Below are 19379 nucleotides of genomic sequence, written 5' to 3'. Positions count from 1 at the left end.
TCCACGTAATATCGGTTGATTGATTGTGGCCCACTCTGCTATTTCTTAAAAATGAATAATACTAACCACCTTATTCACGAATCGAGAATGCTATGGATTTAACTCAGCTTGAAATGTTCAACGCCGTTGCCCTGACCGGCAGCATTACCCAGGCGGCGCAGAAGGTGCATCGCGTTCCGTCTAACCTCACCACCCGCATCCGCCAGCTTGAGGCCGATCTCGGCGTTGAGTTGTTTATCCGGGAGAGCCAGCGTTTGCGCTTATCTCCCGCCGGGCACAACTTTCTGCGCTACAGCAAGCAGATCCTGGCGCTGGTTGACGAGGCGCGCATGGTCGTCGCCGGTGATGAGCCGCAGGGGTTATTTGCCCTTGGCGCCCTGGAGAGCACCGCCGCCGTGCGGATCCCGGAAAGTCTGGCGGCGTTTAACCAGCGTTATCCGCGCATTCAGTTCGCGCTCTCTACCGGCCCGTCCGGAACGATGATTGACGGCGTTCTGGAAGGCACCTTAAGCGCGGCGTTTGTCGACGGGCCACTTTCACACCCGGAGCTGGAAGGCATGCCGGTTTACCGGGAAGAGATGATGCTGGTCACCCCCGCCGGACATGCGGAGGTGACGCGCGCCGCGCAGGTAAGCGGCAGCGACGTCTACGCGTTTCGCGCAAACTGTTCGTATCGACGTCATCTGGAAAGCTGGTTTCACGCAGACCGCGCCACGCCCGGGCGGATCCATGAGATGGAGTCGTATCACGGTATGCTCGCCTGCGTGATTGCAGGGGCGGGTATTGCGTTAATGCCCCGCTCCATGCTGGAGAGCATGCCGGGGCATCATCAGGTAGAGGCGTGGCCGCTGGCGGAGAACTGGCGCTGGCTAACCACCTGGCTGGTGTGGCGTCGTGGGGCGATGACCCGCCAGCTCGAAGCGTTTATAGCGCTGCTAAACGAACGTCGACAACCAGAGCCTTCTCCATAAACAGGCTCAGCGGATCGTCGACATACGGCGCAAACGCCGGACGGCGTTCATATCCGCACTGTTCATACAGGCGAATGGCGGCGTGTTGCTTGATCCCTGTCTCCAGGCGCACGGTGTGGCAGTGACGACTCAGGGCTTCATCCTCAAGGGCAGCAAGCAGCTTCTCGCCCAGATGTTGCCCGCGATGGGTCGGATCGATATAGACCCGTTTCATCTCCCCGGTACCGTCGCCATTAAGCACCACGGCGCCACATCCCACGGCCTGCAGTTGCGGGTCGCGAATGATCATCAGGATAAGCGAGGCTTCAGGCAGCGCAGCCAGATCGAGCAGATGATTGCTTTCAGCGGGATAGAGTTCGCTCTGATAACGGTCAAGCGCCGCGATCAGCTTGAGGATGTCCGGATGACGGGCAGATTCAGAGGTAATGGAATACATGGCAGGCTCCTTGCTTTTTTTTTGTGAGGCCAGGCTTCAACATAGCGTCTGCCATCTGTTCGGACTTCATAGTTTTAACTTATGTCATGACGCCAGCGTCAGGCGGGTCTCAAGCTGTTCCAGCTGGTTCCGGGCCGCCTCATCCAGCCTGCTGTCGGTGACGATATCCGTCAGGGTGTTCAGGTGCGCCACATTAAACAGCGACCAGGCACCGTACTTAGAGCTGTCTGCCAGCAGCACCCGGCGTTTTGCATTGGCTATTAAATCCCGCTTCAGCGCGGCCTTCTCTTCCGTAGGCGACGTGATACCGCGGGTAATATCCCAGCCATTACAGCTGACGAACGCCACATCAGGCCAGACATTCTGCAACAGCCGACGCCCGTGCTCACCAATACAGGACTGGCTCGAATCATCGATACGGCCGCCAATGATCGTCACTTCAATCTGTTTAAACTCAGAGAGAAACAGCGCAATGTGCAGATCGCTGGTGATGACGCGAAGCGGCAGATGCGTGAGCTGACGCGCGAGTTCAATCATTGTGGTACCGGCGTCCAGCACAATGGCATCCCCCGCTTTCACAAAGCTCGCGGCCGCGCTGGCGATGGCATGTTTTTCTGCCAGACTGCGCTGCATTTTTTCGGACGTGGTCGGCTGGGAAGGAATAAACCGGTTAAGGGTAACGCCGCCGTGGGTTCGGCTGATGACGCCCTCCTGGTCAAGCTTAATCAGGTCGCGGCGGATCGTCGCCGGTGAGGCATCGGTGATCGCCACCAGCTGATCCACCGTGACCAGGTTGTGCCCTTTGAGGTAATCCATTATCTGCTCTAACCGGTTATATCCCTTCATATTATTCCCGTGTAATTTGCATAGCCAACTGAATAGACACCGTCATGCTCTCCGACCTGGCTTTACCGGTCCATGCAATATCGAACGCGGTTCCGTGGTCTGCAGAGGTGCGGATAAACGGCAATCCGGCGGTGATATTCACCCCGTCGTAAAAGCCGAGCAATTTTAGCGGAATATGCCCCTGATCGTGATACATCGCAACGACCATGTCATACATTCCTTCGTGGCATTGCATAAATACCGTATCCGGCGGGCACGGTCCGGTGACGTTGACCCCCTGCGCCTTCATCGCCGCAACGGCCGGGCCAACAATCGTGATCTCTTCATCGCCAAACAGGCCATTTTCTCCCGCATGCGGGTTCACGCCCGCGACCGCAATACGAGGTGCGCTAAAGCCCACCCGTTTCAGGAAGGTATCCGCAATGCCGATGACGGTTTTTACCCGATCCTGATTGAGCGTATCAAGGAATTTACGCAGCGCAATATGGGTCGTGATATGAATGACCTTCAGCCGATCGGTGTACAGCACCATAGCGTAGTCTTTGCTGTGCGTCAGATGGGCCAGCAGCTCGGTATGCCCGGGGTAGTGATGTCCGGCAAGATGCAGCGCTTCTTTATTCAGTGGCGCCGTGGCAACCGCTTTTACGTCCCCCGCCATCGCCAGTTCCGTCGCGCGCTTCACGCAGCGATAGGCTAAATCCCCCGCCTGAGCCTGGACCACGCCAGGCTTCAGGGCATCAGGGTCGGCCAGCGGTTCGTCCAGCACGTTAATCACGTTGGGGGCGAAACGGGCCTCGCTGACCTGCCTGATGATGTGGATGTCAGCCTGCCCCACAATCCCATCATCCAGCACCCGCCTGAGCGTGCGGGCACAGCCCACCACGACAACCGGGGCTCCCGTTAATTCGCTCCCGGTGAGGGATTTGATAATGATCTCCGGGCCAATGCCCGCCGGGTCACCCATGGTTACAGCAATAATGTTAGTCACTCAGTCTCTCCTCGATAAAATGCAACACCTCAAGCAGCGTCTCTTCTTTTCCGAAGCCCCCTGCTTTGGTCATTACCGGCTGGTGCCAGGCACAACCCAGAAATTTGCCGTAAGGGACGCATCCTGCGACGCGCCCTGTAATTTCAAATCCTTGCGCATCAAGCGCGCTGGCGACGGCCATTGCCACATCGCCGCCTGAGACATACAACGCATCCGGCGGACATGCCGTCAGTGCCTCTCGGGTAATCTCTCCCAGGAAGGCGCAGATCGTTTCACCCAGTTCGGTCCGGGTCATTTGATACTGCGCGCAAAGCCGTTCAACCTGATGTCGCGCCTCATGGTCCGGGCAGGTATGAACGATGCAGTGACGGCCCGCCTTCAGGGCCTGCGTGATGCGCATGAGCGCGTTCGCCGTCTCCCCCTTCAGCACATCATTAACATCAATAAACACCGACGAAACCGCAGGCTCTGCAGCGGCCAGCGCAATCTGACGCTGAGCGATCTCACTCATTGATCCCACCACCGCCAGCAGTTGCTGACGCTTCACGGGGGCGAGATGGCGTGCCAGCGCATCACATAACCCGGCCGACCCGACCAGCAGCGGTGTCTGCGGGCAGGTCAGCGCGGCGGCAATAATGGCATCCAGATCCTCGTCACACTGGGCATCGACGATGAGCCACTCCGTTCCCTGCGCCAGTTCGGCTGCCAGAGTGTTTACCGTTACGGATTGACAACTCACGTCGGTAAACAGGTCAGCAATCGTGGCAGACGGGACGGGCGTTTTCGGATCGCTGGCGAATTCGGTTTCATCCACCGGAATGCCGTTCACCAGACACCTGCCGTGGCGTGTGATCCGCCCTGCCGCGGGATACGCTGGCGCCACAATCACCTGCCGTTTGCCGCTTACTGCCTTAAGGACGCCTGTTTCTGCCCCTACATTGCCGCGCAGCGTGGAATCAATCTTTTTGATGAGCCAGTGCGCATCCGCAAGATCCGCCCCCAGTACGGCCACTTTTTCGGCCGCCTCTGCTGCCCGCAGTGCACGGGAATCGGTATTAATGACCAGTGCATCCACCGGCTGGGTAAAGGGGGTGTGGAATGCCACGCTGACCTTCTTACCGCTCAGCGCCAGGCTGACACCCGCATCGTTTGCCCCGGTAAAGTCATCTGCAACGACAACGACGTCTCTGAACAGGTTGTTTTCTTTCATTCCCACTCCGGGCTCGTTTTTCCTGTTAATGATTATATTCAATCATGATTGATTATATGTGAGCAAGATCAAGTTAATCAGTTTGCGAATAAATTATAAATTTAGCCACACGATGACCATGAAGCGTCTTAATTGAGCGAATTTAATCATGGACACAAAGACAGGAGAAAAGCGTGGTTACCCTCAACAGCACCATTATTAGCGGCGCAAATGCGCTCGCCGCCATCAGACCATTACTCACCGATAACGCGCAGCTCTTGCTGGTTACGGACGGCAACATTGCGCGTCTGGAGGCGGCAAAACAGATCCGTTCAATTCTTGAAGAGGGCAACCGCCGCGTCACGGTGATTGACACGGTGCCGCCTGAACCCTCCCACCACGATGTCAGCCAGTTGCTCGCGGGGTTAAACAGCGGATCGTTTGATGTCGTGGTCGGGATCGGCGGCGGCAGCGTACTGGATGTGGCGAAACTGCTCTCCGTGCTTTGTCACCCGCTGTCACCGGGGCTGGACAGCCTGCTGGCAGGGGTAAAACCGGTGGCACGCATCTCCTCACTTCTGATCCCCGCCACCGCCGGAACCGGGTCAGAAGCCACGCCGAACGCTATTCTGGCGATACCGGAGCAAAACACGAAGGTCGGTATTATCTCTCCGGTCCTGCTGCCCGATTACGTCGCCCTGCTGCCGGAACTGACCACCAGCATGCCCGCGCATATTGCCTCCTCCACCGGCATCGATGCCCTGTGTCATCTGATTGAGTGCTTCACCGCCACGGTCGCCAACCCGGTCAGCGATAACGCGGCGTTGACCGGGCTCGCTAAGCTGCTGAAGAACATCGAAACGGCCTGCGCTGAGCCGGGCAACCTGCTGGCAAAGCTGGAAATGCTGTGGGCCTCTTATTACGGCGGGGTCGCGATTGCGCATGCCGGCACACACCTGGTTCACGCCCTGTCTTATCCGCTTGGCGGGAAATATCACCTGCCGCACGGCGTGGCCAACGCCATTCTTCTGGCGCCCTGCATGAGGGTGGTTCGTCCCCACTGCGTGACAAAATTTGCGCAGGTCTGGGATCTCGTGCCAGGCGCGGACGGCAGCCTGTCCGATGACGAAAAATCTCACGCGCTGGTGGAGTACTTTGCCGCGCTGGTTCGTCGGCTCAACCTGCCGGACAACCTTGAGTCCCTGGGCGTGCCGCGCGAAGACATCGCTTCCCTGAGCGATGCCGCCCTGAACGTTAAACGGTTAATGAACAATGCCCCCTGTCAGGTGAATCACGACGAGGTGCAGGCGATTTACCGGACACTGTTTCCTGAACATGCATAGTCAAGGAGTAAGAAATGCGTAACAACATCAAGGGCGTGCTGACGGCCATCGTCACCCCCTTTGACGCGGAAGGCGAACTCAACCTTCCCGGCTTAACGCGGCAGGTTGCCCGGCAGCTGGACGCCGGAAACGGCATTTTTTGCGGCGGAACCAACGGCGAGTTCTTTGTCCTGAACGAAGCGGAAAAAATCGCGGTCACCCGGACCTGTGTGGAAACCGTCGCCGGACGCGCGCCCGTCGTGGCGCATATTGGCGAAATCTCCACCCGCGACACCATCCGGCTGGGAAAACAGATCGCCGCGCTGGGTGTCGATGCGGTTTCCGTCATCACCCCTTACTTCGTACCGCTGAAACAGTCTGAGCTCATCGCACACTACACCGCCGTCGCTGACGCGCTGACCGTACCGGTCTTTCTGTACAACATTCCGGCGCGGACCGGCAACACCCTTGAGCCCGCCACGGTACGGGCGCTGGCCGAACACCCCAACATTTCAGGTATTAAAGACAGTGCCGGGAGCTATGAAAGTCTGCGCGGTTTCCTCAACGCGGTAAGCGACATTGACGGGTTCGACGTGCTGAACGGACCGGATTCACTGATCCATCAGGGCTTCGTCGAGGGATGTTCAGCCTGTATTTCCGGGCTGGCAAACGTGGCGCCAGCGGCGATCAACGCCATCTGGTCACGCTTTAACGCGGGTGATGTTGAAGGTTCCCGGCAGGCGCAGGAGCGCGTCACCCGGCTCCGCACCGAGCTGTACAGCGCGGCGTTTTCCCCTGCCGCTGTTAAAAAGGCCCTGCAAATCATGGGCGAGGATGTCGGAGAAAGTCGCTATGCCGTGGCGTTTAGCGAGCAGCAGTGCCAACAGATTCGCCAGATAGTGACAACGTCACTTAGCTAAACGGCGTTGGTTTCGTCAATAAGAATACCGGGTACCTGAGGTGCCCAGGATTCACTCGCCCTGAAGAGAGGCAAAGATGAATAATTTTACCGCTGAAGATACCCTGATCATTGTGGGCATAGTCATTGCCTACATCCTGTTCACCACCTGGCTGACCTTCCGGATCCGCAGTAAAAACTCCGGGGACTTTATGGAAGGCTCCCGCGCGATGCCGGCGTTTATTGTCGGAATCCTGCTGATGTCTGAGTATATCGGCGCTAAATCCACCATCGGCACCGCGCAGGCGGCGTTCGAGGACGGGTTTGCTGCGTCATGGTCCGTCATCGGGGCCGCAATTGGCTTCCCGCTTTTTGGCCTGTTGCTGGTAAAACGCATATACAACACCGGGAAAATCACCATCTCGGGTGCGATTGCTGAAAAGTACGGTAACAGCACCAAAAACATTATCTCCCTCATCATGATCTACGCCCTGCTGCTGGTGAATGTGGGGAATTACGTCAGCGGCGCAGCAGCCATTTCTACCGTACTGAAAGTCAATCTGCCCGTTGCCGCTTTCATTACGGCTATCGTCAGTACCTTCTATTTCGCCTTCGGCGGCATGAAAGGCGTGGCGTGGGTAACCGTGCTGCACAGTGCGCTGAAATACTTCGGCATTCTGGCCATCATGGGCTTTGCGTTATCCAAAACCGGCGGTTTCACGCCGATGATCGAAAACATGCCGGACTTCTACTGGACCTGGGATGGCAACATCGGCGCGTCGACCATTTTCGCGTGGCTTATCGGCACCATTGGCTCCATCTTCTGCACTCAGTTTGTGATCCAGGCCATCTCCTCCACCAAAGATGTTAAATCGGCTAAACGCTCCACCTGGGTCGCGTTCTTCTTCTGCCTGCCGATCGCGCTGGCCATTGCGGTGATTGGCGTGGCGGCAAAATACCTGCATCCGGAGATCGACAGCCTGTATGCGATGCCGATTTTCCTGCAGGATATGAACCCGTGGCTGGCCGGTCTGGTCACCACCTCTCTGGTGGCGTCCATCTTCGTCAGCGTCAGTACCGTGGCGCTCGCCATTGCCTCCCTGGTGGTCAAAGATTTCTACGTGCCGATGCGCAACCCGACGCCCGAGCAGGAGTTTAAAGCTACCCGCTGGATCTCCCTGCTGATTGGTTTCCTGCCGCTGATTTTTGTTCTGCTGGTGCCTGAAGTCCTGAAGCTGTCGTTCTTTACCCGTGCCATTCGTCTGTCGATTTCCGTCGTGGCGGTCATCGCATTCTACGCCCCGTTCTTCCGCAGTACCCGCGGAGCCAATGCTGGGCTGATCGGCGCCTGCGTCGTGACCTCTGTCTGGTATCTGCTGGGCGATCCGTTTGGCATTAACAATATGTACATCGCCCTGCTGACCCCTGCGGTCATCATGGTCATCGACCGTCTCATTCCGGGAAAGGCACAGGGTAAAGCGCCAACCCCCGTTGAAAACAATGGAGTCTGATATGTCTGTAACCGTAACCCGCGACGGGATTATTCGCCCACAACAGGATACGCGCGTGAAGGCGGCCATGCTGCCTTCCGCCTGCCCACAAAACCACGCGGCAAATCTGCTGCCGCTGCCGGATGGTTCGCTGATGTGCGTCTGGTTTGGCGGTACCCAGGAGGGTATTGCGGATATCTCTGTGTGGGGTTCGCGCCTGTCACCGGGAAGCCAGCAGTGGAGTGAGGCAGAAAAACTGTCGGATGATGCCACGCGCTCCGAACAGAACCCGGTTCTGTTCCTGGCACCCGATAACGTGCTGTGGCTGTTGTGGACCGCGCAAATGTCCGGCAACCAGGACACCGCTATTGTGCGCTATCGCCAGTCCCGGGATCTGGGTAAAACCTGGGGGGACATCGCGACCCTGCTCGATAAACCCGGCACCTTTATTCGTCAGCCGATTGTCGTGCTGGAGAATGGGAACTGGCTGCTGCCGGTGTTTTACTGCCGCACCCGGCCGGGTGAGAAATGGGTCGGTAACGATGACATCAGCGCGGTGAAAATCTCCGAAGACGGGGGCAAAACCTGGCGTGATGTCGAGGTGCCGGACAGCCTGGGCTGCGTCCATATGAATATCACCCCGCTGCGCAATGGCACCCTGGTTGCCCTGTTCCGCAGCCGCTGGGCGGATAACATTTATTACAGCCAGTCAACGGACAACGGCGAAAGCTGGTCCGTGCCGGAGCCCACGGTATTACCTAACAACAATTCCTCTATCCAGGTGACAACGCTTGCCAGTGGCGAGCTGGCGCTGGTGTTTAACCTCATGAGCGCCGCCGGGGCGCAGGAGCGTCGCACCTCGCTGTACGATGAAATTGACGATGGCGATGGCCGTAAAGAGCCGGTTGTAACCCACGGTCGGGCCGCCTTCTGGGGTGCCCCGCGTGCGCCGATGACCGTCGCCATTTCGCCGGACGGAGGCAAAAGCTGGCCGTGGCAACGGCATCTGGACGAGGGAGATGGCTACTGCATGACTAACAACTCTCTGGAGAAACTGAACCGTGAGTTTTCCTATCCGAGCATTAAACAGAGCCCGGATGGCAGCCTGCATATCGCCTACACCTACTTTCGACAGGCCATAAAATACGTGCGGGTGACGCCAGAGTGGGTCAAGGAGTCAGCATGATTATCGGACATCTCGACGCCCTGCCGCTGGCAGGGTTACCGCCGGTGTTGTATGCCCTGCTGTCCCGCCCGGACTGCACGCTGCAGGCGCTTAGCGAACGCGATGACGGCCGCTGGCAGCCGGACAATGCCCCCTGGTTTTGCCAGATTGGTCCGGCGCAGACGCAGCCGCGCGCGGAGCGGCATACGGAGTACCATCACCAGTGGGCGGATATTCAGGTTGTGCTGGCGGGAGAAGAACTCATCTATGCCGGCGCGCGCCCTGTTGGCAAGCCGGATGACGAAGAGCGTAAAGCGGACCTGTTCATTGCCAGCTCATCGGCACACAGCGTCGGGATCCGCCTTGGCGCGGGTGACTTTGCGGTCTTTTCTCCCGGAGAACCACACCAGGCGCTGTGCGCCAGCGGCGCGCCGATGACCGTGCGCAAAGCGGTGTTTAAAGTTCCTCGTTCAATGCTGGAGGTCTGACATGCGTCACGCCGTCGTGACCGGAGCCAGCTCCGGAATTGGTGAGGCCATCGTTAAGCGTTTACTGGCGGAAGGCTGGCAGGTCACCGGACTCAGCCGCCGCGCCGTGATGCCGGATACCCCTATACCCCTGGCTTTACGGGGTTACGCGTGGATATCACCGACCCTGAGGCGCTGAACAGCGCCCTGCACGCCATCGCGACACCGCAGGCGGTGATCCACGCCGCCGGGATGATGGCCGCCGCCCCACTGGGGCAACTGGAAAGCAGGGTTGGCGCGTCACTGTGGCAACTGCACGTTCAGGCCTGCGAAGCCCTGTTTAACCATTTCGCGCCCGCTATGGCCGCCGGTGGACGATTTGTGGCGATTGGCAGCAGAACCTCCCGCGGGGCGGCAGGTCGTTCGCAGTATGTTGCCACCAAGGCGGCGATGACAGGGATGGTCAGAAGCTGGGCGGCGGAACTGGCCCCGCGTGGGATCACCGCGAACGTGGTCGCGCCGGGCGCCACCCAAACGCCGATGCTCAACGCACCGGGGCGAGAAAGCTCACCGCCTACCTGTCCGCCCATCGGCCGTCTTATCACGCCAGAAGAGGTCGCGGGGCTGGTGAATTTCTTGCTCAGCGATGAAGCCGCCGCCATCACCGGCCAGGAGATGGTGATATGCGGCGGCGCCTCGCTCAGCTAGCGCAGGAAGATACGCCCTTTCAGATAGAGCGTCGCCTGGCCGCCAATCAGCACACGGTCGCCCTTCAGTTCGCAGCGCAGATCCCCGCCACGGTATGAAACCTGGCGGGCGTTCATCGACGTTTTGCCCAGCTTCTCGCTCCAGTACGGTATCAGCATGCTGTGCGTCGATCCGGTGACCGGATCTTCCGGTACCCCTTCGCCCGGGCAGAAGAAGCGGCTGACGAAGTCATACTCCTCTCCTGGTGCCGTCACGCAGACCATTTTCCCGAGCGGCGCCATCGCTGCAATATCCGGGGTTAAGGCCTCCACCTGTTGCTGGCTCTCCAGTACCACCATGTAATCCCGTCCGACGCGGACCTCTTTAGCCTGGGCTATCCCCAGCGCGCTGAACAGGCCCGGCGGGGGATTGTCAACCACCTCGGTCGACCACGCAGGGAAATTGAGCGTCAGCCAGTCGCCGCTGCGTTTCACCGTCAACTCACCCACGAAGCGCGTGGTGAAGGTGATTTCGGTATGCGGATAATCGAGGTATTCGAAAATCACGTGTGACGCTGCCAGCGTCGCGTGGCCGCAGAGGTTGATTTCATGCAGCGTGGTAAACCAGCGCAACTCGAACCCGGTGTCGGTGCGTACGAAAAACGCCGTCTCAGACTGGTTATGCTGTTGCGCCATTTTGAGCAGCGTCTCATCCGAAAGCCACTCCTCCAGCGGGCATACCGCCGCTGCATTGCCGCCAAACGCCCTATCGCTGAAGGCATCCACCAGATAAAAATCAATTTCCTGCATTGTCTTTTCCTCTGTTGTTATAGGTATCTAGCGCAGAAAAACTGTGCCTTTCAAATAGCATGACGCCTGTCCGCTCATCAGCACGCGCGAGCCTTTTAGCTCGCACCGCACGTCGCCGCCCCGCGCGGAAACCTGACGGGCAAACATCGTCGTTTTACCCAATTTTTCGCTCCAGTAAGGAATGAGCATGGTATGTGCAGAGCCGGTCACCGGATCTTCCCAGACGGCAACGCCGGGGGAGAAAAAGCGGCTGACGAAATCGTAATCCCCGTCGCCCCGCGCCGTAACGGCAACCTTATGTTCGCCAGGCGTCATGGCTGAAATTGTCGGTGCGAGTGCTTCAACCTGCTGGCGATCTTCCAGCACCACCACCCATGCGCGGCCTTTGCGGGCTTCAACGTAGCGGCGGATACCGAGCGCCGCGAGCATCTCCGGCGGGGGCGTCTCTTCATGCGTTGGACATGCCGGGAAATCCAGCGTCAGCCACTCCCCCTCCCGGCTCACCGTCAGGCGGCCAGAGGCCGTTTCGAAGTGGATCCGCGAGTCAGGATAGTCCAGCTCATTGAACAGAACGTACGCCGCAGCAAGCGTGGCGTGACCGCAAAGATTAACTTCGGTCAGCGTGGTAAACCAGCGTAGCTCAATGCCCCCTTTCGTACAGACGAAAAATGCGGTTTCCGACTGATTATGCTGTTGCGCCATTTTCAGTAACGTTTCGTCCGGCAGCCACGCCTTGAGCGGGCAAACGGCAGCCGGATTTCCGCCAAATGACACATTGCTAAACGCATCGACCAGATAAAAATCAATCTCCTGCACTGTCTTACCGCCTGTTTTTGTTGGAGTGTTCTTTTATATTCAATGAAAACCCTGCCTCCGGCTACCGCTTTCATAAGGTAAATATTGAGATCTGCATCACATAATGGTTGAGTTTTCGCCGTGCAAGGCTTTAAGATCGTCTCCTCTTCTTTTGCAACGAATCTCCGACATCCCTATGACAACGAACACAGTTTCCCGCAGGGTTGCGTGGCTACGCGTGGTCACGCTGGCTATTGCCGCGTTTATTTTCAACACCACAGAATTTGTTCCGGTTGGGCTGTTGTCTGACATCGCAGCGAGTTTCCAGATGGAAACGGCGCAGGTGGGCATTATGTTGACCATTTACGCCTGGGTGGTGGCGTTGATGTCGCTGCCGTTTATGCTGCTGACCAGCCAGATGGAGCGGCGTAAGCTACTGATCGGGCTGTTTGCGTTGTTTATCGCCAGCCACGTGCTGTCGTTCCTGGCGTGGAATTTTACGGTGCTGGTGTTAAGCCGCGTCGGGATCGCCTTTGCGCATGCCGTTTTCTGGTCGATTACCGCGTCGCTGGCTATCCGACTGGCACCGGCGGGGAAACGCGCCCAGGCGCTGAGCCTGATTGCCACCGGGACCGCGCTGGCGATGGTGCTGGGCCTGCCGATTGGCCGTATCGTGGGGCAATACTTCGGCTGGCGTACCACGTTCTTCGCCATTGGCATGGGAGCGCTGGTTACCCTGGTGTGTCTGGTAAAACTGCTGCCAAAGCTGCCAAGCGAACATTCCGGCTCGCTGAAAAGCCTGCCGCTGTTGATGCGTCGCCCGGCGCTGCTGAGCATTTATCTGCTTACCGTTATTGTGGTCACCGCCCACTATACGGCTTACAGCTATATCGAGCCGTTCGTTCAGGTGGTGGCCGGCTTTAGCGGCAATTTTGCCACCCTTCTCCTGCTGCTCCTGGGCGGGGCGGGCATTATTGGCAGTATTCTTTTCGGCAAGCTTGGCAATCAGCATGCTTCAGCGCTGGTGAGCAGCGCCATCGGTTTGCTGCTGGCGTGTCTGCTGCTGCTGATGCCCGCCGCGGGCAGTGAAAGCCAGCTGGCGATCCTCAGCCTGTTCTGGGGCGTAGCGATCATGATTATCGGTCTCGGGATGCAGGTGAAAGTGCTGGCCCTCGCGCCGGATGCCACAGACGTGGCGATGTCGCTGTTCTCGGGCATTTTTAACCTGGGCATTGGCGCGGGTGCGCTGGTGGGCAATCAGGTGATCCTGCATGTATCCATGTCGGCGATTGGCTATCTGGGGGCCATTCCGGCACTGGTGGCGCTTATCTGGTCGGTGCTGATCTTCCGTAAATGGCCGGTGGCGCTGGAGGAACAGGGGCAGCACGGGTGACGTCTGTTTGTGCCGGGTGGCGCTGCGCTTACCCGGCCTACAAACCCGTAATAACGTCAGCCCCGCCACCCGGCAATGACCTCAGTGGTAAGTCTTAATAATCTCCAGCACGCCGTTAATAATAAACTGCACGCCCATACATACCAGCAAGAACCCCATCAGACGGGAAATCGCCTCGATACCGCCTTTGCCGACCCAGCGCATAATTGCCCCGGAACTGCGCAACGATGCCCACACAATAATGCCGATCAGTGCAAATATCAGCGGTGGCGCTACGGTCACAACCCAGTCCGGAAACGTAGTGCCCTCACGTACCGTTGAGGCAGAACTGATGATCATCGCAATGGTCCCTGGCCCTGCCGTGCTCGGCATGGCTAGCGGTACAAAGGCGATATTCGCACTCGGTTCGGTCTCCAGCTCTTCGGATTTGCTCTTTGCTTCAGGCGATTCATGCGCTTTTTGCGCCGGAAACAGCATGCGGAAACCGATAAAGGCCACAATCAGCCCCCCGGCGATACGCAGGCCAGGGATGGAGATCCCGAAGGTATTCATCACCAGCTGACCGGCGTAGTAAGCCACCATCATGATGGCGAACACATACACTGAGGCCATCATCGACTGATGATTGCGCTCTGCGCTGTTCATATTCCCTGCCAGCCCGAGGAAAAGCGCTACCGTCGTTAACGGGTTGGCCAACGGCAGCAATACCACCAGCCCAAGACCAATTGCTTTTATCAAATCCAACATAGTGCGTCGTTGTCCTTATCCTTTTTCAACTCCAGAATTATAGGGTGAAACGACGCGTTTCAGCCATCAGCACATCGTAAGGATTATTGTCGCTTCAGATGGCGCATTAGCTCTGAGGGTGAGCGTTGCTGTTGGATCAAATTGCGCATCGCCTGCATATAAGGGGCTGAATAACGGAAAAAATCCTGATAACCGCTGCATAGCACGCTTTTCCCCTCCTCGCGATGCCGTGGGCAGTCACCGTGACAAAAAGCACGCACCGAACAACGATGACATTCTTCTGCCAGGGTGGTTAACTTTTGTCTGCCAAAAGCGACAGCATCCTTATGGCTATTAAGCGCAGACAGCGGCTTACGATGAATATTGCCCAACAGATGGGCAGGTTCAACAAAGTGATCGCACTGGTAAACATCGCCATTCGCTTCCAGAGCAAAAGCATGTCCACACGTTTGTGAAAGTGCACACAGCTGGGATGGATACCCTCTCCAGACCCCCAGTGTTGAATCAAAAAGTTGTACAAAAACCTGGCCAATATCTTCCTGAACCCAGATATCAAAAACCCGCTTCAAAAAATGCCCCCATTCAGGGCCGGAAATGGCCTGCGGGTTCTCTTTATCAACCAGTGGAATAAACTGGAGAAACGGCGTCCCCAGACTGCGCAAGGATCTGTACACCCGCTCCGGGTGTCGACAGTTACATCGATTGACCACGGTCAGAATATTGAATGAAACACGGTGGCAACGCAGCCTTTTGATTGCCGCCATCACCTTATGATACGTCCCTTTACCCTGACGATTTACCCGCAACGCATTATGTAAATCCTCAGGTCCATCCAGCGAGATTCCCACCAGCCAGTGATGCTGCTGAAAGAAACGACACCAGTTATCGGTAAGCAACATCCCGTTGGTTTGAAAGGCATTTGTAATACGTTTGCCTTCACCATAACGTCGCTGTAATTCCACCACCAAGCGAAAGAAATCCAGACCACACAGGGTTGGCTCCCCTCCCTGCCAGGCAAAATGAACATCAGGCCCGGTCTGCGCACTGATGTACTGTTTAATAAAGCATTCTAACGTCGCTTCACTCATTACTGGACGCGGTGGTTTAGCAATATAAAAGCAATACTGACAATCAAGATTACAACGTGAGCTGGCTGGTTTGGTCATAACCTGACATCCCAACATTTAACGACTCCCTGTAAAATGTTATGCATTTTAAAAGGCTTACCCCATGCACAGGCATGGGTAAGCCTGCGACACTCAGATAAGCGAGCATAATTCTTCGTGGCTAAATATCCTGCCACGATAGCCTAAACCTGTATCAATGTTATAAATCGAAACGCCGGTATTGTTATCCGTATCAAAAACAAAAAATGACTGCTCAGCACCAAAATAAACGTTGTAGTAATCATTACCGGTATCGAAAACCGAGGATGTTAATTCGCTGCGTTGCCCCTCAAATGAGAACTGGTCTAATCTTTGAACGCTAAATTCGTTTAGATCAACTGCAAAAACAGTAGGCAGAGAATCGAGTGCCGCAGAGGTGTAGGTAACGGGCTCTGATTCAATGATTCTGACCAGTTCATTGCCTTGCGCATCAGCACATGAGTTATTGTTGAACATGGAAATTACGAACTTATTATCTCCTCGAAAAGCCTCATATTTCTTATTAGCTGTCAAAAACACAGCGTGTTCTCCATTTGTGTATTTAAACTGTTCTTCATTAATGACCTTGAGGTTAATTTCGCTGTCGAGGACCGGAAAGGCGGGGTTATCGATAATCCATTCGAGATCGCCCGACTCAATATTAAGTCCCAGTATCGTACAACTTGAACGAGAATTAACAATCAACTGATTAGTTTCAGGAACATACTCAAGGCTATTAAAATGAACATCGTTGGTGTCTGTGTTATCGAGTACCGTCGCTCCGGCAAACTCCTTAGAATAATCTCGTTGCCAGAGTAATGTTCCACTGGCAAGGTCATATTTAAATATTTTAGACTCTAGCTTATGCTCATCATCCCAGTTATCCAGAATTGACCCAAGGATAAAGAGATTACCCTTGTTATCCGTCGTGATATCATGATGGAAGCCATAACCTTCAGGGGCAACAAGCGTCTGACTTATTTTTCCCGCAAGATTAATGCGATACAGATTAGGCGCAAATGCATGCTTATCAGGATCATATGTTTCACTGGCGCGCGCAGACCAGAGCGAACCATCAATGATTTTTAAATTTCCATACATCCAGGGAAACAATCCTGTAATACGCAAATCGCCATTAATATCATAGCCATTCCAGGAACTTGTAACAAACCACCCCGAACCAAGAGTATTTTTCGCCATTACCTCATCAAAAATATTTACCGTCAGTTTCAGTGGAACATTACCATAATCCATTTCGCTTGTATCAATCGTTAACGAGATCGTTTCGCTCTCACCCGTTTCGGTAGTGACCGTTAATTTTACATTGTTAATATAGTCTGCATATAAACCGACAATGATAATTTCAGGTGAAACACAATATTCTTCATTGCTGTAGCTAAAATCTGCATTAGCCGTTTTTCCAAAAACAGTATAGTTATAGCGAACAGCAGTTGAAATATCGGTCTTCAGTAATGCACTCAGCATATTTTGCCCATAAGGGTTTACTATTATCTCATATTCCATGATTGTTAACTCCTTATCACATTAAATAATAAAAAATGAATATGTACCCTATACCGCTACATTAGGAGATAACGTGAGCCAACACGCAAAAAAGAACACATTTAAATGCGCAATAACCAAGCCATTAAACATACAACAACCATATATTTCAGCCGCTTTTATGATCGTTATCAATTGATTTTTGATATGTAAAAACCACTATAAATTCACGCGTACAATAAAATTTAAACAACAAATCTCATGCGCTGATTAATAATCACAAAAAAATACTCATTATTTTTGCAAATTAAATCACATAAAATCAAAAACGATCTTCAAATGAGTTTTTATGATTACTAGAGTGATTATGTTTTCATCGGATGAGTGTCGCGGGTTTCAAAAGTGGCTGCTCTGCAAAATAATATTTTTAACGTGTATCGCTTTGCCCAGATTGAGCAGACGATATCATGGAGGCTAACCCGACTATGTTTTCAGACGTGATTAACGTAATACAATCTTTTCTTACTGAACCTGCTATTTTGATCGGGCTCCTTGTGGGTCTCGGCTATATTTTAGATAAAAAGCCGCCGATCAAAATCATTACCGGCATGATCAGTGCCATGGTGGGGTTGATGATGGTGCTTTTTGGCGGATTTCAGTTTTCCGCAACGTTTAAACCCGTCGCAGAAGCCGTGAGTCAATCGTATGGCATTCATGGCTATTTAATGGATTCCTATGCCATGAAAGCGGCAACCCAAATTGCCCTTGGGGATAATTTTGGCTTTGTGGGGTATGTTTTCGTACTGGCTTTTTTTACAAACCTTCTTCTCGTTTTATTTGGCCGTTACACCCGTGTTAAGGGGATATTCTTAACCGGAAATACCGGGGTTTCACACTCTCAGGCGGTACTCTGGCTTATCGTATTTTGGCTCGGTCTGGGCTGGGTACCCTCCATCATAATCGCTGGTTTGTTGACGGGTTTGTTCTGGGCTTTTGCGACGACCCTGATTGTGAAACCGGTGGCAAAAATAACTAACAATGCCGGTTTTACCATTGCCCACAACCAGATGCTTGGTATTTGGTTTTTCTCGTTATTTGCACATAAGTTTGGCGATCCAGAAAAACATGACGCCGAGAATCTCAAACTTCCGGGCTGGCTGGCTATTTTTAACCATAACGTGACTGCAATTGCGATTGTCATGACCCTTTTTGTTGGCGGTTTCCTGCTGTCAACGGGTATTGAGAACGTACAGATCATGGCGAAAGGTAAACCCTGGTATATTTATATTATCAACCTTGGCCTTCAGTTCTCTATGTATATGGTGATCCTGCTGCAAGGCGTGAGAATGATGGTCGGTGAGATCAATGCCTCCTTTAAAGGTTGGCAGGATCGTTTTATACCGAATGCAATCCCCGCCGTGGATGTTGCTGCATTGCTTCCTTTCTCTCCGAATGCTGCAACATTGGGTTTTATATTTTGTACCTTTGGCACAATTTTCGCGATGGGCGTTTTGCTGTTCACGCAGAGTCCCATCATGGTACTACCGGGTTTTGTTCCGCTCTTTTTCTCAGGCGGCCCTATTGGTGTATTAGCAAACCGCATGGGGGGATACCGCTCCGTAATAATCAGCACCTTCCTGCTTGGCATAATTCAAACATTTGGCACCGTATGGGCTATTCCGCTGACGGGTTTAGCAGCGGAAGGCGTTGGCTGGACAGGTATTTTCGACTGGGCAACCTTATGGCCAGCTATCTGTGAAATTCTGAAATATATCGCACTCACATTCAACCTTGGCCCCTATGCGGCCTAACCCCCTCCTGAAAGGACGTGTATATGAAAAGTAAAATCAACATTCTGTTCGTGTGTGGCTATGGCGTTGGCAGTAGTGTCATGTTGCAAATCGTCGTTAAAAAAGCTCTGGCTAACTGTCATTTTGAATACGAAATGAAACATACAGCGGCGGGTGAGGTCGGCGGCTATGCAGAATGGGCAGATATTTATGCTATTTCCAAAAAACTGGTGGATGTTGTAAGTCTTGATCCATCAGAAGGCCAATATCTTATTCCGATTGAAAATATTATGGATGGTGAAACCATAGGTAAACAAATTACCGAAGTCATTGAAAAGCACTTTCCCCATCTCATCAAGGCCAGTTAAAGGATCAACATGAAAGCGATCATTCTGCTTTTCGATAGTCTTAACAAACATTATCTTCCCCCTTATGGCGATCCGGTAACCCAGGCACCTAATTTTCAGCGTCTGGCTGAGCACTGCGCAATGTTCAACAACAGCTACGTTGGCAGTATGCCCTGTATGCCTGCTCGCCGTGAGTTGCATACCGGACGTTATAATTTTCTCCACCGGGAGTGGGGACCGCTTGAGCCCTTTGACGATTCTCTGCCTGAACTGCTTAAAGAAGCGGGAATTTATACACACTTAATCAGCGATCATCTTCATTACTGGGAAGACGGTGGCGGTAACTATCACAATCGTTACAGCTCATGGGAGATTGTTCGCGGTCAGGAAG

At 54.3% G+C, this 19379-nt stretch carries 19 protein-coding genes and 1 pseudogene; 11 read left to right on the top strand and 9 right to left on the bottom strand.

What is annotated here, in order from left to right; genetic code table 11:
- The first annotated feature begins 92 nt into the window (after positions 1-92).
- On the top strand, positions 93-971 hold the full coding sequence (ptrR, locus tag AX755_RS23285) for a putrescine utilization regulator PtrR (RefSeq protein WP_013096613.1): 879 nt from the start codon (positions 93-95) through the stop codon (positions 969-971).
- Here ptrR and AX755_RS23280 read toward each other — a convergent pair.
- The 4 genes from AX755_RS23280 to dtnK all read right to left on the bottom strand — a co-directional run bounded on the left by AX755_RS23280 (position 925) and on the right by dtnK (position 4451).
- On the bottom strand, positions 925-1407 hold the full coding sequence (locus AX755_RS23280) for a GNAT family N-acetyltransferase (protein WP_013096614.1): 483 nt from the start codon (positions 1405-1407) through the stop codon (positions 925-927). The genes ptrR and AX755_RS23280 overlap by 47 nt on opposite strands.
- An 84-nt stretch (positions 1408-1491) precedes the next feature.
- Positions 1492-2253, bottom strand: a complete 762-nt coding sequence (locus AX755_RS23275) for a DeoR/GlpR family DNA-binding transcription regulator (RefSeq protein ID WP_061771834.1) — start codon at positions 2251-2253, stop codon at positions 1492-1494.
- Between the two features lies 1 nt (position 2254).
- The gene (locus AX755_RS23270) at positions 2255-3241 is read right to left on the bottom strand and encodes a D-threonate 4-phosphate dehydrogenase (RefSeq protein ID WP_029883778.1); all 987 of its coding nucleotides are present in this window, start codon (positions 3239-3241) and stop codon (positions 2255-2257) included.
- A complete protein-coding gene (gene dtnK / locus AX755_RS23265) occupies positions 3234-4451 on the bottom strand; it encodes a D-threonate kinase (protein ID WP_040020880.1) in 1218 nt (405 codons plus the stop codon). The genes AX755_RS23270 and dtnK overlap by 8 nt, the downstream gene beginning before the upstream one ends.
- Before the next feature lie 173 nt (positions 4452-4624).
- Here dtnK and AX755_RS23260 point away from each other — a divergent pair, with 173 nt between their 5' ends.
- The 6 genes and pseudogenes from AX755_RS23260 (at position 4625) to AX755_RS23235 (ending at position 10480) form a co-directional block, all read left to right on the top strand.
- Positions 4625-5773, top strand: coding sequence for an iron-containing alcohol dehydrogenase (locus AX755_RS23260; protein WP_062857549.1), 1149 nt, complete (start codon positions 4625-4627; stop codon positions 5771-5773).
- A gap of 14 nt (positions 5774-5787) precedes the next feature.
- Positions 5788-6672: a dihydrodipicolinate synthase family protein gene (locus tag AX755_RS23255; protein ID WP_062857548.1), complete on the top strand. Its 885-nt coding sequence runs from the start codon at positions 5788-5790 to the stop codon at positions 6670-6672.
- Positions 6673-6748: 76 nt separating this feature from the next.
- Entirely contained in the window at positions 6749-8161 is a 1413-nt protein-coding gene (locus AX755_RS23250; protein WP_013096620.1) for a sodium:solute symporter family protein, read from the top strand.
- Between the two features lies 1 nt (position 8162).
- The gene (locus AX755_RS23245; RefSeq protein WP_062857547.1) at positions 8163-9326 is read left to right on the top strand and encodes a sialidase family protein; all 1164 of its coding nucleotides are present in this window, start codon (positions 8163-8165) and stop codon (positions 9324-9326) included.
- A complete protein-coding gene (locus AX755_RS23240) occupies positions 9323-9793 on the top strand; it encodes a YhcH/YjgK/YiaL family protein (protein ID WP_020688620.1) in 471 nt (156 codons plus the stop codon). The genes AX755_RS23245 and AX755_RS23240 overlap by 4 nt, the downstream gene beginning before the upstream one ends.
- Before the next feature lies 1 nt (position 9794).
- Positions 9795-10480, top strand: a pseudogene (locus AX755_RS23235) (SDR family NAD(P)-dependent oxidoreductase).
- Here AX755_RS23235 and AX755_RS23230 read toward each other — a convergent pair.
- Together AX755_RS23230 and AX755_RS23225 are read right to left on the bottom strand one after the other, a co-directional pair.
- A complete protein-coding gene (locus AX755_RS23230; protein WP_020688618.1) occupies positions 10477-11268 on the bottom strand; it encodes a PhzF family phenazine biosynthesis protein in 792 nt (263 codons plus the stop codon). The pseudogene AX755_RS23235 and the gene AX755_RS23230 overlap by 4 nt on opposite strands.
- A 27-nt stretch (positions 11269-11295) precedes the next feature.
- Positions 11296-12084: a PhzF family phenazine biosynthesis protein gene (locus tag AX755_RS23225; RefSeq protein ID WP_020688617.1), complete on the bottom strand. Its 789-nt coding sequence runs from the start codon at positions 12082-12084 to the stop codon at positions 11296-11298.
- A gap of 175 nt (positions 12085-12259) precedes the next feature.
- Between AX755_RS23225 and AX755_RS23220 the strand changes: the two genes are divergently transcribed.
- On the top strand, positions 12260-13456 hold the full coding sequence (locus AX755_RS23220; protein WP_044158412.1) for a sugar transporter: 1197 nt from the start codon (positions 12260-12262) through the stop codon (positions 13454-13456).
- An 81-nt stretch (positions 13457-13537) separates the two neighbouring features.
- On the opposite strand, the gene AX755_RS23215 is transcribed toward AX755_RS23220, so the two are convergent.
- The 3 genes from AX755_RS23215 to AX755_RS23205 form a co-directional block, all read right to left on the bottom strand.
- Positions 13538-14203 carry a MarC family NAAT transporter gene (locus tag AX755_RS23215; RefSeq protein ID WP_062857546.1) on the bottom strand — a complete coding sequence of 222 codons (666 nt, stop codon included), beginning with the start codon at positions 14201-14203 and terminating at the stop codon, positions 13538-13540.
- Between the two features lie 83 nt (positions 14204-14286).
- A complete protein-coding gene (locus tag AX755_RS23210; protein ID WP_062857545.1) occupies positions 14287-15369 on the bottom strand; it encodes an anaerobic sulfatase maturase in 1083 nt (360 codons plus the stop codon).
- A gap of 93 nt (positions 15370-15462) precedes the next feature.
- A complete protein-coding gene (locus AX755_RS23205) occupies positions 15463-16872 on the bottom strand; it encodes an aryl-sulfate sulfotransferase (protein WP_062857544.1) in 1410 nt (469 codons plus the stop codon).
- A gap of 446 nt (positions 16873-17318) precedes the next feature.
- Between AX755_RS23205 and AX755_RS23200 the strand changes: the two genes are divergently transcribed.
- The 3 genes from AX755_RS23200 to AX755_RS25920 form a co-directional block, all read left to right on the top strand.
- On the top strand, positions 17319-18662 hold the full coding sequence (locus AX755_RS23200) for a PTS sugar transporter subunit IIC (protein ID WP_062857543.1): 1344 nt from the start codon (positions 17319-17321) through the stop codon (positions 18660-18662).
- 23 nt (positions 18663-18685) lie between these two features.
- A complete protein-coding gene (locus AX755_RS23195) occupies positions 18686-19009 on the top strand; it encodes a PTS sugar transporter subunit IIB (protein ID WP_038980660.1) in 324 nt (107 codons plus the stop codon).
- A 9-nt stretch (positions 19010-19018) separates the two neighbouring features.
- The coding region (locus tag AX755_RS25920; protein WP_231883375.1) for a sulfatase-like hydrolase/transferase at positions 19019-19379 on the top strand (361 nt) is incomplete at its 3' end.

This window comes from Enterobacter sp. SENG-6 (genome assembly GCF_001605945.1).
Lineage (GTDB): Bacteria > Pseudomonadota > Gammaproteobacteria > Enterobacterales > Enterobacteriaceae > Enterobacter > Enterobacter cloacae.
This window is presented reverse-complemented; position numbering and strand designations above follow the sequence as displayed.

Coding starts and splice junctions, on each gene's coding strand:
- dtnK (WP_040020880.1), bottom strand. CDS start 4,451: ATGAAAGAAAACAACCTGTTCAGAGACGTCGTTGTCGTTGCAGATGAC.
- AX755_RS23230 (WP_020688618.1), bottom strand. CDS start 11,268: ATGCAGGAAATTGATTTTTATCTGGTGGATGCCTTCAGCGATAGGGCG.
- AX755_RS23275 (WP_061771834.1), bottom strand. CDS start 2,253: ATGAAGGGATATAACCGGTTAGAGCAGATAATGGATTACCTCAAAGGG.
- AX755_RS23245 (WP_062857547.1), top strand. CDS start 8,163: ATGTCTGTAACCGTAACCCGCGACGGGATTATTCGCCCACAACAGGAT.
- AX755_RS23195 (WP_038980660.1), top strand. CDS start 18,686: ATGAAAAGTAAAATCAACATTCTGTTCGTGTGTGGCTATGGCGTTGGC.
- AX755_RS23205 (WP_062857544.1), bottom strand. CDS start 16,872: ATGGAATATGAGATAATAGTAAACCCTTATGGGCAAAATATGCTGAGT.
- AX755_RS23250 (WP_013096620.1), top strand. CDS start 6,749: ATGAATAATTTTACCGCTGAAGATACCCTGATCATTGTGGGCATAGTC.
- AX755_RS23215 (WP_062857546.1), bottom strand. CDS start 14,203: ATGTTGGATTTGATAAAAGCAATTGGTCTTGGGCTGGTGGTATTGCTG.
- AX755_RS23240 (WP_020688620.1), top strand. CDS start 9,323: ATGATTATCGGACATCTCGACGCCCTGCCGCTGGCAGGGTTACCGCCG.
- AX755_RS23255 (WP_062857548.1), top strand. CDS start 5,788: ATGCGTAACAACATCAAGGGCGTGCTGACGGCCATCGTCACCCCCTTT.
- ptrR (WP_013096613.1), top strand. CDS start 93: ATGGATTTAACTCAGCTTGAAATGTTCAACGCCGTTGCCCTGACCGGC.
- AX755_RS23210 (WP_062857545.1), bottom strand. CDS start 15,369: ATGACCAAACCAGCCAGCTCACGTTGTAATCTTGATTGTCAGTATTGC.
- AX755_RS23200 (WP_062857543.1), top strand. CDS start 17,319: ATGGAGGCTAACCCGACTATGTTTTCAGACGTGATTAACGTAATACAA.
- AX755_RS23280 (WP_013096614.1), bottom strand. CDS start 1,407: ATGTATTCCATTACCTCTGAATCTGCCCGTCATCCGGACATCCTCAAG.
- AX755_RS23220 (WP_044158412.1), top strand. CDS start 12,260: ATGACAACGAACACAGTTTCCCGCAGGGTTGCGTGGCTACGCGTGGTC.